Source organism: Pedobacter sp. B4-66, from assembly GCF_018492665.1.
Lineage (GTDB): Bacteria > Bacteroidota > Bacteroidia > Sphingobacteriales > Sphingobacteriaceae > Pedobacter.
Genome location: NZ_JAFVME010000003.1, coordinates 543,287 through 560,416, shown reverse-complemented (window position 1 = coordinate 560,416; position 17,130 = coordinate 543,287). Strand labels below are relative to the sequence as shown.

Here is a 17,130-nt window from a genome sequence, read left to right as displayed (position 1 = left end):
ATTGTATTAGGCTGTAGTCTAACCAGAGTCTGAGGCAAGTCTGACTTGAGTCTGAGTTGAGTCTAACAAGTTATAGTTTACATTCGAAAACTGAAAAGTGATTTAAGCAATATTGCTACATTTTTGATATCCAACAAAAAGGCTTTTGCGCATTATAAAGAACAATATACGAATTTTCTTGTTGTTCTATCATACACCAATTGAATTATAGATGACAGAGAGACACACCTATCAGACGGGAATTATTGGCAATTGCGCTTATTTAGCACATATTAATAAAAATACCAATGTTGATTGGCTATGCTGGCCAAGGTTTGACAGCTCATTCGTTTTCGGCGGATTATTAGATGAAGATAAAGGCGGTGAGTTTTCTATTCGCCCTAGTGGCGAATTTACTTCAGAACAGTTTTATCTGGAGAACACCAATATTCTCTGCACCGAAATAACCAACTCCGAAGGCAGATACAGAATAACCGATTTCTCGCCCAGATTTTATCAGCATGAACGGTATTATAAACCCTTAATGCTGATTAGAAAAATAGAAACGATTGAAGGAAATCCAAGGGTTAGGGTAAAATGTAAACCAGTATATAATTATGGTTCTACAAAACAAAAAGGACATCGCGGAAGCAATCATATAGAGTTTAACGGAGCCGACGAGGATATGCAGTTAAGCACTAATATTTCGCTCAGCTATATTGAAGATGAGAAGTTTTTCGCTTTAAATGAGCCTAAATATTTAATACTAACTTATGGCCATGAGCTTGATGCCCCTATAGTAAGTACTGCCGAACGGTTTTTAAGAGAAACAATTAGGTATTGGAGAACATGGATTAAACATTCTACAATTGCCGGCTTTTATCAGCATATGGTGATCCGCTCTGCGCTGGTATTAAAAATACATCAGTATGAGGATACAGGAGCAATAATTGCTGCCAGTACCACAAGTTTACCGGAATCGCCGGGGAGTAAAAGGAATTGGGATTATCGATATTGCTGGATGCGAGATACTTATTATGTAATTACCTCTTTAAACCACATTGGCCATTTTGAAGAAATGGAGAAATATTTTGGTTACATCACCGATATTTCTTTTAGAGATGATGTGAGGTATCAGCCGTTATTTGGTATTGCCGGGGAAAGGGTGCTTACTGAACGGGTACTGAAGAATATTAAAGGCTATCAAGGAAATAAGCCCGTCAGAGTAGGTAATCAGGCATATGAACATATTCAAAATGATATTTACGGACAAGTTCTGGTTTCTATGCTGCCGCTTTACACTGACTATAGGTTTGTTTTTAAGGAAAGACAGGATTCGGCTCAGTGGTTAGATTATTTGTTGGGCAAAATTGAGCGGACTATTGATGAAAAGGATGCCGGATTATGGGAGTTTCGCAGTATTGCCAATGTACACTGTTATACCAATTTGTTTCAGTGGGCTGGTGCAAATGCTGCTTTGAAAATGGCTAAGATGATTGAGAATAAGGAATTTGAGGATAGGGCGATAGTGCTAATCAATAAGGCTGCCAAGCATATAGAAGACTGCTATGATCCTGAGCGAAAGGTTTATACCCACGCGGTTGGTAGTCCTTATCTGGATGCCAGTACTTTGCAATTGATATTAATGAATTATCTGGATCCGAATTCTCAACGAGCCAAGGATCATTTGATTGCATTGGAAAAAGAGCTAAAAGCAGAAAATGGATTGTTCTATAGGTACCTGCATACCGATGATTTTGGTAAGCCTAAAACAACCTTTTTGATCTGCGCTTTCTGGTACATTGAGGCGCTGGCTTGTGTGGGTAGGTTGGATGATGCGATAAGAGAATTTGAATCTATTATAGATTATTGCAATCACTTGCTGTTGTTTAGTGAAGATGTTGATGAAAAGGATGGAAGCCAGTGGGGCAATTTCCCACAGGCTTATAGTCATGTTGGCCTGATGAATGCGGCTCATCGCATTGCGATTAAATTGGATAGACCAGTGTTTTTATAAATTAAACCAAAGATTTAAGTAGCTCTCTTACTTCTTTGTAATCTCTTAAGTAATATCGGGCAGCTGAAATAGTGCTGCCTACTTTTATAGTATAGGCTTCGGGCGGTAGGGCTTTAAAGATGTCTTCATCTGTATGGTCGTCGCCAAGTGCGATTATAAAATCAGGATTCTGTCCGTATAGCCAGTTTTGCGCTGCTTTGCCTTTATTAACTTCTATATTTTTAAATTCAATAACCTTGTTTCCTTCCATCATTTGCAAACCTTTGTCGGCAATAAACAACCGCAAGTGATTGGTGATTTCGTTGGCACGTAATTCACCTAAACCTTTTTCTACTTTTCTGTAGTGCCATACCAGCGAATAACTTTTTTCTTCTATAAAAGAGCCGGGAGTTCTATCGGTATAGGTATCTAATACGGCTTTAACCTCTTGTTTCCACTTGTCAGTTAATAGGGGAAGCGCTTTCCATTCTTCGTTAAGATGTTTCTGCCAGGCACCATGTTCTGCAATCATATCCAGGTTTAAATGGCCAAACCATTGTTCCAGAGTTTGGTACCTGCGCCCACTGATAATCACTACACGGTTTGCAGGATCAGTACTTAATTTAGTTAGTAGCTTGTATAGGTCTTCATCTGGCGAAGCCTTATCAATATCACCTTGAAAACCTACAAGGGTTCCGTCGTAATCTAAAAATATATACCTGTCCTTTGATTTTTTATAATCCGCAGCTATTTGATCTTTTACTGATTGCACTGCATGTTTTGTTTGTAGAGACTCTTGCAGTTCTTTCACTTCTTTTAGTTTATCCATAAAATTTTTAACCCATAGGTTGATGTTGAACTTTTTAACAATATGCCTCATGCTAGTCATACGTGTAATTTGTTCTTCAATTGGCATTTCCATTGCCTGTACAATTGCGCGCATGGTCTCGCCAATGTTGGTTGGATTAACAATTATTGCATCGTTTAGCTCTTTAGATGCGCCCGCCATTTCACTTAAAACCAGTACTCCGTCGTTATTTGTTCGAGAGGCTACATATTCTTTACTTACCAGATTCATTCCGTCTCGCATGGGAGTAACCAGACAAATGTCGGCAGTGCTGTATAGCGCCGAAAGGAATTCAACAGAAAACGATCTGTAGAAGTAATGGATAGGCTGCCAGTCCATTGTACGAAAACGCGCATTGATATTACCTACCAACTGATCTATTTGATCTTTTAGCTCCTTGTATTTAGGCACTGTATCTCTTGATGGCACAACAACCATGTACAGTGCTATCTTTTCTTTATACTCTGGATGAAGCTGGAGTAATAGTTCTATTGCTTGTAAACGCTGAGGTATGCCCTTGCTATAGTCCAATCTGTCGATGGTAAGCATAATTTTAAGGCCTTTCTGATTGGCTTTAAATGAAGCAGAGTGCTTAGCTACTTTTGCATGTTTGGTTAAACTTTCAAATTTATCTGCATCAATTCCCATAGGGAAAGCTTCTACAACAACCTGCCTGTCTTTATGAATAATCACATTATCAGATAATTTACTGGTTGATAATCTGGATGCTGCACTTAGGAAATGTCTTACATCATCAAATGTATGGAAGCCTAGTAAATCTGCGCCAAGCATTCCTGAGATCAGTTCCTCTCTCCAGGGTATTAGTCTGAATATTTCATAAGAGGGAAAAGGAATGTGTTGGAAGAAGCCTATGGTAACCAGTGGCTTTTCTCTTCTGATGAGGCAAGGTAAAAGTAGCAGCTGATAATCGTGTATCCAAATGGTATCACCATCGTTAATTGCTTCTATTGCTGCATCTTTAAACTTTTCGTTTACAGCTTTGTAGGAGTCCCAGTATTGCTGCTCAAAGTTTGCATAGGTAGTGAGGTAGTGAAATACAGGCCATAGTATCTCGTTAGAAAATCCCTCGTAGTATAGATTGATTTCGTCGGTAGTTAAGAAAACAGGTATAAGATTAAGAGGGGCAAGTAGTTTTTTGACTTCTCCTTGCCGTTCTTTTGGTATGTCGATGCCGGGCCAACCGATCCAAACATTGTTTCCTTGTTTATAAACTGAGCCTAATCCTGTTGCCAGGCCGCCCTCACTTGATCGAAGTATGTACTCACCGTTTTGTTCTGTAATCTTAACTGGTAAACGGTTTGATAGAATGATTGTTTTGTTATTAGTTAGCATATTATACTAAAACAACCAAGACGAAGCCTGATTGTTTTAATAAATTAACTAAAGATTCTTAAGAAATGGTTTTCGAGGTGATTCCTCATTCCATTTCTAAACAACTCTGGTGAGCCATTTTCAAGGATATCTACTAACCCTTTATGAGATACAAATTTCTGTATTTGAGCTGGTTTTTTTAATAAACCGCTGTTGTGTACGTAATCAAAAACAGGCAAAAGCATTTTTTGAAAACGTTTTAGTGTTTCATTCCCTGCTATTTCATATAGTTTACCATGAAATACTATTTCGTGGTCTATATTAAAGATGTGGTCTTTTGCAGTATCAGGTTCGTTCTTTACAATTTCTTTTAATTCTTCTATGTCTTTGGGAGTAACACGTTGGAAAAGGAAATCAGCCATTCCTATTTCAAGTACTAGTCTTAATTCAAATATCTCTTTTAGTGTACCCTGATCTAAAATATGAGGATTCATACTTTTGCTCATAATACCAAAGATATCTGGGCTGGTAATTATAGAGCCTTTCTTTTTCTTTGTTTCTATTAGTCCCATCATTCTCATTCTTAGTAAAGCTTCGCGCACAACGGTGCGACTTACTCCAAGACTTCTTGATAGGTCTAGTTCTGTAGGTATAAGGTCGCCAACTTTTAATTTCCTCTCTACTAGGAGGTTTACAAGGTTGGCTTCAACTTTATCAACCAGCGAGCTGGTATCTAATTGCATTAAGGATTCGGTAGCGTCAGTTGTCATATTATGTATTACATATAATTTTCTTGGTTAGAATAGCTAAAAATAAAGATTTAGCTTGTATTTCAGTACAATGTTAATAAAAAAAATGAAAATAATTCTTGCATTAAAGAAAAATAAGTTACAACTTAGAGTCATTATGTTATACATAATACTAAACCTAACCAATATAGTAATGAAAAGACTTTACCAAAAGTACGTTAGCAAAGTCCTACTAACGTTAATTACAAGCATGACAATGCTTACTGCACTAGGCCAAAATATTAAAATATCTGGGCGGGTAACAGATGCCAAAGGGCAGGGTATACCTATGGCCAGTGTTTTGATTAAAGGAACAAAAATCGGAACTGCTACAACCGAGTCTGGTAGCTACACTCTTTCTGCAAAAAGCGGAGATGTATTAGTAGTAAGTTATACTGGATTTATCAGCCAACAGATAATAGTTGGAAATCAAACTACTATAAATGTAAACCTATTAGAAGATACTCAGGGACTGGATGAGGTAGTGGTAGTTGGATACGGAACTCAAAACCGTAGAAATGTAACCAACTCTATAGCTAAGCTGGATAAAGAGGTTCTGGCAAGTACTCCACGTTCTAATATAGGTAGTGCATTGCAAGGAACTGTTTCAGGCTTACAGGTGGTCAATACCACTGGTCAGCCGGGTGCTTCTCCTTTAATTCTATTGCGCGGTGGTGCTTCAATTAATAGTCCGGGTGCTCCTTTAGTTATTGTAGATGGGGTTGTTAGGGCATACAATGACATTGCTTCGGAGAATGTTGAATCTATTGAATTACTTAAAGATGCATCTGCTACTGCAATTTATGGTGCACGTGCTAACAACGGGGTAATTTTGATTACCACTAAAACCGGAAAAGCAGGGTCAGCTCAGATCTCTTATAAATTTACTGGTGGCTATAACAAAAACAGAGAGGGTTATAAATATATGGATGCTAAAGATTACATCTATTATACCCGTTTAGGTTATTTGAATGCAGGCAGATCCCTAGATCAGGTTAATTCTTCAAGAGGTTTAGGCCTTTCTACAAATGCTGCTGACCTTGCAACATTTGATATTAAAAAATATGTTGCAGGTACTACAACTTTGCCTTCGGGATGGGGTGTGTTGGATGATCCTTATGGCGGTCAGATCATGTATAAAGATCACGGTGGTGAGGTTGAGAATGTATTGTTTAGAAACACCTACACCAAAGATCATTATGTAAATGTTAGTGGTGGAAATGATAAAGGGAAATACTTTGCCGCATTTGATGCTTACAATGAAAATGGTGTAATTGTAGGTTCTAGCTACAAAAGATATACTGGCGATATAAATGGTTCTTATAAAGTTAAACCTAATGTTGAAGTAACCAGCGGAGTAAGTTTGTCAACTTCATCGCAAATAGGTGCTATTGGTGGGGATGTAAATACTTTATATCGTAACATGGCCATCTGGCCTACTTTCAATCCTTGGTTAGATGAGGCTAAGACAGTTCCTAACCCAGGTAACGGTGTTACTGATGGTAATCCGCTATACTGGTTAAATCGTTTAGATCGTAGCAATGAGGTAAACAGGGTAGTAGTTAATGGAGCCGTAAAATGGGATATCATTCCTGGTTTATATTTTAAGGCTACCGGAAATGCTTATCTAAATGAAAGATTAGATCAATCTTTTCAGAAGTCTACCCAAACCTATGCCAACGTTTTTTCTGGAACAATAGGAAATAGTACAAGAAACTCTATCTATGCATTTACCAGAGATTTTCAGACTCAATACAATGCTATTTTAAATTATAGTAAAACCATAGGAGGTAAGCATAATTTTAATGTAATGGGCGGTGGTGAGTATTTCAATGTGAATTCGTTCGCACAGCAGGTGTTTGGTCAGAATGCGCCAACAGATGATATTCCTACTGCAAATGCTTCAACAACTTTTGCTGCGGGAAGCAATTTTTCTAATAAATCTCAATATAAAATCCTTTCAGCTTTAGGACGTTTTGCTTATGATTACGACAACAAGTACTTGTTCTCTGCTGTATTTAGATTAGATGGTGTTTCTAGTTTAGCTGAAAATAATAGAAATGGATTTTTCCCTGGTATGTCTGCTGGATGGAACGTACATAAAGAAAACTTCTTCATGAATTCGGGTATCAGCAATTACATTTCTTCTTTAAAACCACGTATCAGTTATGGAGAGAATGGTAATGTTGCAGGATTAGGTCGTTATGAGGTTCAAGGTGTTTATGCTTTGCAAACCAACTATAATGGTGCTGCAGGTTTCTTAAATACCGGAGTAATAAACGGAAACTTAAGATGGGAGAAAAGTAAAACTACTGACGCAGGTTTAGATTTGGGCTTATTTAAAGACAAAGTGAGCTTAACTTTCGATTACTACGATAGAAGAACAGGCGATTTGTTAACTAATCTTGATTTGCCTAGCTATGTAGGTTTTACATCGCTAAGAACTAATCTTGGTACTTATCAGAATAAAGGTTATGAGTTTGCTATTAATGCCAGCATATTTGATAAAAATGATTGGAAAGTTAATGCTGGTGTAAATGCTTCGTTTGTTAAAAACAAGATTTTAAAATTACCTTTTAATGGTAATGAGAATAACAGGCAGGGTGGTTTACAGGTTTTTGATCCTAAATCCGGACAAGTTGTATGGGTTGGAGGTTTGCAGGAAGGACAAGCTTTAGGTGATATTTATGGATACAAGCAATTGTCTATTTTTAAAGATGATGCTGAGGTTGCTGCGGTTGCAGGAAACCGTACTGACGCTGTAGCTGGTATTACGGGACCAAATTTAGCTGCTGGTAAAAATGGCCGTATTACTCCTGGTGATGTTAACTGGCAGGATGTAAATGGAGATAACATTATCGATTCAAGAGATCAGGTTTATTTGGGTAATATTTTTCCTAAATGGACTGGTGGTTTTAATACCAGTGTTTCTTACAAAGGCTTATCAATGTATAACAGATGGGATTTTGCAATCGGTCATACTATCTATAATGATTTAGTTGCAAGAACTTTGGGTAACTATCAAGGTACGTTTAACTACATTGAGTTACAAAAACAAGCTTGGTCGCCAACTAATACGGTTACCGACATTCCAAAGGTTTATTATGCAGATCAGGTTGGTGGTTCGAAACAGAACTATACAAGAGCAAATAATGCTAATGGTGTATTGAATGGTAACAACTCGAGATTTTATGAAAAAGGCGATTATCTGGCTTTAAGAGAGGTTACACTTGCTTATACAATACCTGATAATTTAGTGAAGAGATCAAAGGTTCTTTCAAATATGAAGGTTTATATAACCGGTAGTAACTTGTTTTACATTACTAAGTTCTCGGGCCCTTCTCCAGAGCCTCCTGTTAATACAGATGGTGTAGTTACCGGTATTTACACAGGTACATATCCAACTGCAAGATCATTTATTATGGGTGTACAAGTTGGTTTCTAATATTTAAGATTTAGCGATATGAAAAAGAACATAAAAAATATTCTAATCTGTTTAGGGATTAGTGCAATAGCCTTAAGCTCTTGTAAAAAAGATTTAAATTTAAGTCCAATAAGTAACTTAAGTGATGCAAGTTACTGGAAAACTGCTGATCAGTTTGATGCTTTCCTAAGTGGTGTACATACACGTTTTCGCGAACATACCGGCAATTTTGAGTTTCTTGGAGAGGTACGTGCCGATATATATGGAACGGACCTGGGAACAACAGCTACCTTTACAGGGGAAGCGACTCAAGGTATGGAGCGCATGTGGTTGCATACATTGGATGCAGACAATTCTGGTGTAAGTAATTTTGGAGGGTTTTATAACAACATTAATCAGATCAATCTTTTGATTAGCAAATTAAACTCTACGTCCATAGTATCTGACGCTACAAAGAAGAATTATTTAGGTGTAGCTTACGGTATGCGTGCTTATTATTATTATCAACTGTACAGAAGTTGGGGTAAGGTAGTAGTCGTAACAGATCCAACTGTTGATATTGATATTTCAAATTTAGCTAAACCTGCATCTTCCGAGGCAGATGTAATGAGCCTGATTAAATCAGATATTAATCTTTCAAATGAAAACTTTGGATCTGATTATTCTTTCTCTGCTAAGAACAAAAAAGGATTCTGGTCTAAATCTGCTACTCAGATGTTAAATGCAGAAGTCTATTTGTGGACCAGCTATAGGGGTGGTGGTACAGCAGATGCAAATGTTGCAAAAACAGCATTAACAAGTATTCAGTCAGGTGCCCCGACATTATCTTTGTTGTCTAACTTTGCCGATGTATTTTCATCAACAGGTAAAGATAACAATGAGGTTATTTTTGCTTCAAGAAATAAACTTAACGAAGCTACTTTGCCATTCATCGGAAACTTTGTGCCGCAGACAAGTTTAATTGTTAACTTCTACGATTCTTTAGCTAACAGAAAGTTTGATGTAGTTACTGATAATTATGGTGGATTATTAAGAATCCCAACTAAAATAGCTACCTACAGAAAGTTTGATGATAAAGATACCCGTAAAAACTTAACTATTCAGGCGGCTTATTCTCAGCCTTCGGCAGGTATATTTAAAATTGCAGGTGCATTCTTGAAAAAATATCTAGGAGAACAAAATGCGGGAAGCAGAGCTTATACTAATGATTTTCCAATTTATCGGTATGCTGATTTGTTGTTGCTTTTAGCAGAAGCTAAGGTAGCGTTGGGTGAAAGTCCGGCAGCGGAGATTAATCTTGTAAGAGCAAGAGCTTATGGCACTAATTACAGTGAAGCGGTGTATGGTTATCCTAATCAGGCTATAGATAGCGACCCTAAAGAAGCAATACTTCAGGAACGTTTATTAGAGTTTATTGGAGAGGGAAAAAGATGGTATGATTTAAGACGCATGGGGAACAACTACGTGTTTGCTAAAACAGGTTTGTCATCATCGGAGGCTTATAAATTGTTATGGCCAATTGACAGAACATCTTTAACGAATAACCGGGCACTTACCCAAACTGATGGTTATCCTGCATTTTAAATAATAATTTTAAGAGGGTGTTCCTTTTTTAGACACCCTCTACCACTAATTTTACAAACTACAATAATAATATACACATATGATTTTCAATAAGCTCGAAGGCTTAATTGCCGCTCCTTTTACTCCTATGAATGAAAGTGGAGCCATCAACTTAAATATTATTCCAGATTACTATAGATTTTTAAAACACAATAAGGTTACTGGTGCTTTCATTTGCGGATCTACCGGAGAGGGAGTTTCAATGTCTACCGAAGAGAAAAAGCAGGTTGCTCAGGCATGGGCTATATGTACTAAAGATGATCCGGATTTTAAAGTGATGTTGTTTTTAGGTGGCACAAGCATTACAGATTGTAAAGATCTTGCTTTGTATGCTAAACAGATTGGGCTATATGCCATTTCATTTACTGCACCATTCTATTTTAAACCTGCAAATGTAGATATGCTGGCTAAAGCATGTGCTGAAATTGCTGCGGTAGTACCAGATATGCCATTTTACTATTACCACATTCCTGTATTAACAGGAGTAGGTTTTGCAATGTATGATTTATTAAAAGCTGTAGACGGTAAAATCAAAAACTTTGCAGGCGTAAAATATACGCACGAAGACTTTATGGATTTCTTATCTTGTATGAGCTTTAAAGATGGAAAATATGATATGCTTTGGGGCCGTGATGAAAATATGCTTTCTGCTTTAGTATTGGGTACTAAAGGGGCGGTTGGTAGTACATTTAATTACGCAGCACCATTGTATTACGATATGATTGAGGCATTTGAAAATAACGACCATAAAAAGGCTCAGTCATTACAACAGTTGTCGATTGATATGATTAGGCTACTTGGTAAATATGGCGGTATAGCAACAGGAAAGGCCTATATGAAAGTAGTAGGAGTAGATTGTGGCGAATTTAGATTGCCGGTTAAGAATATGGATAATGATCAGTTTGAACAGTTCAAATCTGATGTTGCGGGGCTTGATTTTGATACTTTCAAATCAAACGCGCCTTATTAGTTTTTAATAACGTAGGCTTATGAACAAATACTTATTCTCTTTATCAATCCCTTTTATGCTAATGTTTACTGATGTTTCTGCCCAGGAAACCACTATAGAGCAGGTACAATGGCGTACTGCTGCAAAACTGCAAAATGCAGATGGCAGTACATCATTGGGTTTTGCAGGTGCAATTAATGCTGTTTTTAATGATGCACTTCTGGTAGCTGGCGGCGCTAATTTCCCTGATAAAATGCCTTGGGAAGGAGGGAGTAAGTTTTATTCCAATAATATTCACATCCTGCTTAAGCAAAATGGTGGTTATGTTTGGAGTACCAAAACCTTATCTGCGAAATTACCTCATCCAATTGCCTACTGTGGCAATACATCCACTGATTCGGGGGTTGTATATGCTGGAGGAGAGGGTAAAGATGGTTTATCTAAAAAGGCTTACCTCATTACTTGGACTGCTGAGAATTTAAATATTAGTATAAAACCATTACCTGATCTGCCTGTTGCAATTACAAATACCGGACTAACCCATATTGGTAATGTAGTTTATTTGGTTGGTGGTGATATGGAAAAGGGCTCTTCAAGTGCTTTTTATAAGCTTGATTTGAATGCTAAAGATGCTTCATGGCAGGAATTACCAAGCCTGCCACTTCAATTGGCAAATGCCTTGGTAATTGCTCAATCTGATAGGATCTTTGTAATAGGTGGTCGCACTAAAACTCCATCAGGAATTAGTGATTTACACAATACTACTTTTGCTTATGATATAGCTAAAGGTAATTGGCAAAAAATGGCTAATATATCTGATGGCAAACATACAACAACCTTTTCGGCTGGTGCCGGAGTTGCTGTAAGTGACAATTTAATATTGGTTTCAGGAGGCGATAATGGTTCGGTTTTTCATAAGATAGAGAACTACATTTCGCAAATTTCGAAGACAACATCCCAAGAAGAAAAGGATAAACTTACTAAGGAAAAGAACAAGTTAAATGTTAATCACAAAGGGTTTTATAAGGAGCAATTGGTGTATAACATTAACACAAATAAATGGAGTAAAATAGGCGAATTACCTTTTCCTGCTCATGTTACTACTACTGCAACAAAATGGGGAAGTGATATTGTTTTATCTAACGGAGAAATAAAACCCGGCGTAAGAACACCATCGGTAATGATTGGCACGATCAAAATTGGTCACATAAAGAAATAAGCACTTGATGGTTTCATTGGGCTTCAAAACAATAATGATATGCTAAAGAAAAATACAAATAATTATGCCTGGGTGCTTGTTGGATTGCTGTGGGTGGTGGCATTATTAAATTATATGGATCGACAAATGTTGTCGACAATGAAGTCAGCGATGCAGGTCGATATTGCAGAACTGCAATCAGCTACAAATTTTGGTTACCTGATGGCTATTTTTCTATGGATATATGGCTTGATGAGCCCTGTTTCAGGAATTATTGCTGATAAGTTTAACAGGAAATGGTTAATTGTAGGGAGCTTATTTGTCTGGTCGGCCGTTACTTTTTTAATGGGGTATGCCGAAACTTTTAATCAGATCTATTGGTTAAGGGCAATTATGGGCGTAAGTGAGGCGCTTTATATTCCTGCCGGCTTGTCTTTAATAGCTGATTTCCATTCCCCAAAAACAAGATCTTTGGCTATAGGTATTCACATGACTGGATTGTATATGGGGCAGGCCTTGGGAGGTTTTGGCGCTACTGTTGCAAGTATGTTCTCCTGGCAATCAACGTTTCACTGGTTCGGAATTGCCGGTGTTTTCTATTCATTTATATTAGTTTTCTTTTTAAGAGAGAAAAAAGTAGGGGATGACGAAATAACTTCCGATACGATAAAATTAACGGTTAAACCATCACTTTTTAAAGGACTAGCGTTGCTATTTACGAATATTTCCTTTTGGATTATTTTGTTTTATTTCGCGGTTCCAAGTTTACCCGGTTGGGCAGCAAAGAATTGGCTACCCACGCTATTTGCACAAAACCTCAATATTCCTATGGCAACTGCGGGTCCGTTATCAACCATTACCATAGCGGCTTCTTCTTTTTTAGGGGTAATTTTTGGTGGAATTTTGTCTGATAAATGGGTGCAGAAAAATATTAAAGGGCGTATTTATACTAGTGCTATTGGTTTGGCATTAACCATTCCATCGTTGTTGTTACTAGGTTTTGGCCATTCCCTCTTTCATGTTGTAGGGGCAGCCATTTGCTTTGGTATTGGCTTTGGAATGTTTGATGCCAACAATATGCCCATTTTGTGTCAGTTTGTTTCGGCCAGATATAGGGCTACAGCATACGGATTAATGAACATGACCGGTGTGTTCTTTGGTGCTTTTATAACTGATTTGCTAGGCAAGTCATCAGATGAAGGTAATCTTGGTAAGGATTTCGCGATGCTTGCAGGAATTGTAGTGATTGCATTAGCTGTTCAGCTTTATTTTTTACGACCAAAGCATAATGATTTTGTAGATGCTTAATTTTTTTCAGTTTAATAGATTTATGTAAGATGAAGATACAGAGAGATATAAATAAAGTTTTTTTAGCTATAGCGATAGCCTTAGCTATTACCTCATGTGGTAAAAAAATATACCTGGAAACTGGTGCTAGTGCTATAAAAATAAGTGCTGTTTCAACAGTAAATCCAATATTCAAAAGGATGGAGTCAAACTCCTACCTTCGCATTGAGGTAAGTATACCTGCAGGCGATAAAGAAATTACTTATAAAGCCCTTTACGGGTCTTTAAATAAAGAATCATCAAAAGATATCGCTAAACTCGAAGTTTATCAGAGTAATGAAAAACCTGACTTTAGTAGTGCTCAATCAATTGGAAGCACTGTTCCTTCAGGCAATAAATTTAGCATTCCGCTTGATGCAAAGCTAAAGTCGGGTACTCATTATTTCTGGTTAAGTGTTAGTTTAAAAGACGATGCAAACATTGATGACAGGTTAGTTGTTAGGGCAGATGCTTTTACCGATTTATTAGGTATGGTTTATAAAATTAATCAGAGTAAGACAGTAGCAAAACCCATTGGTATTGCCTTGCGTAAACCAAAAGATGAAAATGTACATACCTACCGTATTCCGGGAATGGTTACTACTGATAAAGGAACTTTAATTTCTGTATATGATATCCGTTATGACCATAGTGGCGATCTTCCTGCAAATATTGATGTTGGCTTGAGCCGTAGTGTAGATGGAGGAAAAACATGGGCGGCCATGAAAAACATTATGGATATGGGAGGCCCTAATGAAAATAGTGGTATTGGCGATCCTTCTGTACTGTTTGATCCTGCTACTAAAACTATCTGGGTTGCTGCTTTATGGAGTAAAGGAAACCGCTCTATCGCCGGTTCAGGACCAGGACTTACACCTGATGAAACGGGACAATTTGTGGTAACTAGCAGTACTGATGATGGAATTACTTGGAGCAAACCTTATAGCATTACGGCTCAGATAAAGAACCCTGAGTGGAGAATCTTTTTCCCAGGTCCTGGAAACGGTATTGCAATGGTTGATGGCAAGATTGTTTTTCCGGCGCAATACTGGGATACTCAAAAAATGCCGCACTCAACATTGGTTTATAGTGATGATCATGGTAAAACATGGAAAAGTGGGATTGGTGCAAAATCTAATACTACTGAAAGTCAATTGGTAGAGACTACTCCTGGAACTATAATGCTTAATATGAGAGATAATAGGGGCAAATTTAGAAGTGTTGCTACAACAATTGATATGGGTAAAAGCTGGACGGAACATTCAACTTCGTACAATACACTTGCAGATCCGGTTTGTATGGGCAGTTTTATTAAAGCAAAAGTTAAGGTGAAGGGCGTGTTGAAGGACGTATTGTTCTTTAGTAATCCAAATGTGTCAAAAGGACCAAGAAGAGACATCACGATAAAAGCTAGTTTGGATATGGGCGAAACATGGCAGCCTGCAAATGAATTACTCATCGATGATCGTGAATCTTTTGGTTACTCTGCACTCACAAAAATTGACGACAATACGATTGGTGTTTTGTACGAAGGCATCAGTAGTTTACTATTTGTTAGGGTTCCGGTAAACGATATTATTAAATAATTATGTGTTCAAAGAGATTAATCTTTTTATTGTTACTTCTAATGCCGTTTGGATTGTTTTCGTACAGCCAAACAGTAAAGGTTGCGTGTATAGGAAACTCCGTAACCTTTGGCTATGGTTTAAAAGATCCTGGTACAGAATCTTACCCTTCAGTATTACAGGGTTTGCTAGGACAAAAATATGAGGTTAAAAACTTTGGATTAAGTGGTGCTACTCTTTTAAAAAAAGGGCATAGGCCTTATTTTAAAACTAAGCAATTTGAAGATGCAATGGCTTTTAAGCCAGATATTGCCATTGTGCACCTTGGTTTAAATGATACTGACCCCAGAGATTGGCCGGAATTTAAAGGTGATTTTGAGGCTGACTATGCATGGTTATTGGATACGCTCAGGAAGCAGAATCCTAACGTAAAGTTATTTGTATGTAAGCTTACACCCATATTTAATGGTCATCCACGATTTAAATCGGGTACAAGAGATTGGTATTGGCAAATTCAGGAACGCATTGTGGAGATTGCTAAAAATAACAATACAGGATTAATTAACCTGACAGTTGCTTTGTACAATCGGCCTGATTTGTTTGCTGATAACCTGCATCCTGATAAAGAAGGAGCGGCTATTATTGCAAAAACTGTTTATGGGAACTTAACAGGTAATTACGGTGGACTTAAGCTTCCAGAGATCTTTACAGATCATATGGTACTTCAAAGAAATAAACCCATAAAAATTTATGGTATCGCAAATAGCAACGAGCAAGTAAAGGTTATATTTAATCATAAAAACCTCAATGCTACGGCTGATAGTGATGGCAAGTGGAAGGTTCAGTTTCCAGAAATGCAACATGGTGGGCCATATGAGTTAACTGTACAATCTGGTAATAAAACCATTTCATTAACTGATATTCTTGTTGGTGATGTTTGGTTATGTTCTGGGCAGTCAAATATGTCTTTCCCCTTAAGTGCTGCTAAAACAGGAAAGTCGGAACTGGCTGGAATGAAGCTTGATAAGAATATAAGGTTGTTTAAGCTTAGCCAGTATGCAGAAACAAATGATGCAGCCTGGGATGCTCAGACTTTGCAACAGGTAAATCAACTTAATTATTTTTCAGGAAAGTGGACTGCAACTACTTCAGAAACTGCAGCTGATTTTTCGGCAGTTGGCTATTACTTTGGTAAGAAAGTATCCACCGAATCCGGAGTGCCAGTTGGCTTAATACAACTTGCAGTTGGTGGCTCAACGATAGAATCATGGGTAGACAGGTACACAATGGAGCACGATGAGCAGTTGGTTGATGTACTTACAGACTGGCGTAAATCTGATTTTATACAAGAATGGGCCAGAGGTCGCGCAGATGTTAATTTAAAAGAAGCAACAAATCCTAAACAACGCCATCCTTATGAGCCAATATACAATTATGAAGCAGGCATAGCTAAACTAACCGACTTCCCAATAAAAGGTGTAATATGGTATCAGGGAGAAAGCAACGCCCAAAATGTAGATTTCTATGAGCACACAATGCCCATATTGGTAGATAGTTGGCGTAAAAAGTGGGGATACAATTTTCCATTTTACTATGTGCAGCTTTCAAGTATAGATCGCCCGTCATGGCCATACTTCAGAGATGCCCAGCGTAAATTACTACAAGTTATACCCAATAGTGGTATGGTAGTGAGCTCAGATGTTGGTGATTCTTTAAATGTACATCCTAACAGAAAAATGGAAGTAGGTGAGCGACTTGCAATCTTGGCCCTAAAAAACACTTATCGTAAACCTATAACTGCCAATGGCCCGATTATTTTAAGCGCTAAAAAAGGGAATAATAACATTGTACTTTCTTTTACCAGTGCTAAAAGCCTTTCTACACAAGGAGGAGCACGATTAGTTGGCTTTCAGTTAGTTAATAGAAATGGTTTTCACTTAACGCCCGAGGCTGTTTTAGTTAAAAACCAAGTAATACTAAAAATACCAAAAGGCGAAATTATAAGAGAAGTGCAGTACGCTTATCAACCATTTACCCGTGCAAACCTGGTTAATGAAGCAGGTTTACCAGCTTCAACTTTTTCAATCCCATTAAATTAAAACA

Annotated in this window: 10 protein-coding genes; 8 read left to right on the top strand and 2 right to left on the bottom strand. The window is 37.6% G+C overall.

All coding sequences use genetic code 11. The annotated features are described in order from the left end of the window. The first annotated feature begins 211 nt into the window (after window positions 1-211). A complete protein-coding gene (locus J1905_RS06990) occupies window positions 212-1,996 on the top strand; it encodes a glycoside hydrolase family 15 protein (protein WP_214226563.1) in 1,785 nt (594 codons plus the stop codon). 1 nt (window position 1,997) lies between these two features. Here the strand turns inward: J1905_RS06990 and J1905_RS06985 are convergent, their stop codons facing one another. Continuing rightward, the gene (locus J1905_RS06985) at window positions 1,998-4,175 is read right to left on the bottom strand and encodes a bifunctional alpha,alpha-trehalose-phosphate synthase (UDP-forming)/trehalose-phosphatase (protein WP_214226562.1); all 2,178 of its coding nucleotides are present in this window, start codon (window positions 4,173-4,175) and stop codon (window positions 1,998-2,000) included. Window positions 4,176-4,219: 44 nt separating this feature from the next. Then, window positions 4,220-4,924, bottom strand: coding sequence for a FadR/GntR family transcriptional regulator (locus tag J1905_RS06980; protein ID WP_214226561.1), 705 nt, complete (start codon window positions 4,922-4,924; stop codon window positions 4,220-4,222). A 172-nt stretch (window positions 4,925-5,096) separates the two neighbouring features. Between J1905_RS06980 and J1905_RS06975 the strand changes: the two genes are divergently transcribed. The 7 genes from J1905_RS06975 (at window position 5,097) to J1905_RS06945 (ending at window position 17,126) form a co-directional block, all read left to right on the top strand. Next, a complete protein-coding gene (locus tag J1905_RS06975) occupies window positions 5,097-8,387 on the top strand; it encodes a SusC/RagA family TonB-linked outer membrane protein (RefSeq protein WP_214226560.1) in 3,291 nt (1,096 codons plus the stop codon). A gap of 18 nt (window positions 8,388-8,405) precedes the next feature. Next, a complete protein-coding gene (nanU, locus tag J1905_RS06970; protein WP_214226559.1) occupies window positions 8,406-9,950 on the top strand; it encodes a SusD family outer membrane lipoprotein NanU in 1,545 nt (514 codons plus the stop codon). Window positions 9,951-10,029: 79 nt separating this feature from the next. Continuing rightward, window positions 10,030-10,959: a dihydrodipicolinate synthase family protein gene (locus tag J1905_RS06965; RefSeq protein WP_214226558.1), complete on the top strand. Its 930-nt coding sequence runs from the start codon at window positions 10,030-10,032 to the stop codon at window positions 10,957-10,959. A gap of 19 nt (window positions 10,960-10,978) precedes the next feature. Next, the gene (locus tag J1905_RS06960; RefSeq protein WP_250318026.1) at window positions 10,979-12,157 is read left to right on the top strand and encodes a kelch repeat-containing protein; all 1,179 of its coding nucleotides are present in this window, start codon (window positions 10,979-10,981) and stop codon (window positions 12,155-12,157) included. 39 nt (window positions 12,158-12,196) lie between these two features. After that, complete coding sequence (locus J1905_RS06955; protein WP_214226557.1) at window positions 12,197-13,444, top strand: MFS transporter; 1,248 nt, start codon at window positions 12,197-12,199, stop codon at window positions 13,442-13,444. Window positions 13,445-13,473: 29 nt separating this feature from the next. Further along, window positions 13,474-15,048: a sialidase family protein gene (locus J1905_RS06950; protein WP_214226556.1), complete on the top strand. Its 1,575-nt coding sequence runs from the start codon at window positions 13,474-13,476 to the stop codon at window positions 15,046-15,048. Between the two features lie 2 nt (window positions 15,049-15,050). Next, a complete protein-coding gene (locus J1905_RS06945) occupies window positions 15,051-17,126 on the top strand; it encodes a GDSL-type esterase/lipase family protein (RefSeq protein WP_214226555.1) in 2,076 nt (691 codons plus the stop codon). Window positions 17,127-17,130: the final 4 nt, after the last annotated feature.

Coding starts and splice junctions, on each gene's coding strand:
- J1905_RS06990 (WP_214226563.1), top strand. CDS start 212: ATGACAGAGAGACACACCTATCAGACGGGAATTATTGGCAATTGCGCT.
- J1905_RS06985 (WP_214226562.1), bottom strand. CDS start 4,175: ATGCTAACTAATAACAAAACAATCATTCTATCAAACCGTTTACCAGTT.
- J1905_RS06980 (WP_214226561.1), bottom strand. CDS start 4,924: ATGACAACTGACGCTACCGAATCCTTAATGCAATTAGATACCAGCTCG.
- J1905_RS06975 (WP_214226560.1), top strand. CDS start 5,097: ATGAAAAGACTTTACCAAAAGTACGTTAGCAAAGTCCTACTAACGTTA.
- nanU (WP_214226559.1), top strand. CDS start 8,406: ATGAAAAAGAACATAAAAAATATTCTAATCTGTTTAGGGATTAGTGCA.
- J1905_RS06965 (WP_214226558.1), top strand. CDS start 10,030: ATGATTTTCAATAAGCTCGAAGGCTTAATTGCCGCTCCTTTTACTCCT.
- J1905_RS06960 (WP_250318026.1), top strand. CDS start 10,979: ATGAACAAATACTTATTCTCTTTATCAATCCCTTTTATGCTAATGTTT.
- J1905_RS06955 (WP_214226557.1), top strand. CDS start 12,197: ATGCTAAAGAAAAATACAAATAATTATGCCTGGGTGCTTGTTGGATTG.
- J1905_RS06950 (WP_214226556.1), top strand. CDS start 13,474: ATGAAGATACAGAGAGATATAAATAAAGTTTTTTTAGCTATAGCGATA.
- J1905_RS06945 (WP_214226555.1), top strand. CDS start 15,051: ATGTGTTCAAAGAGATTAATCTTTTTATTGTTACTTCTAATGCCGTTT.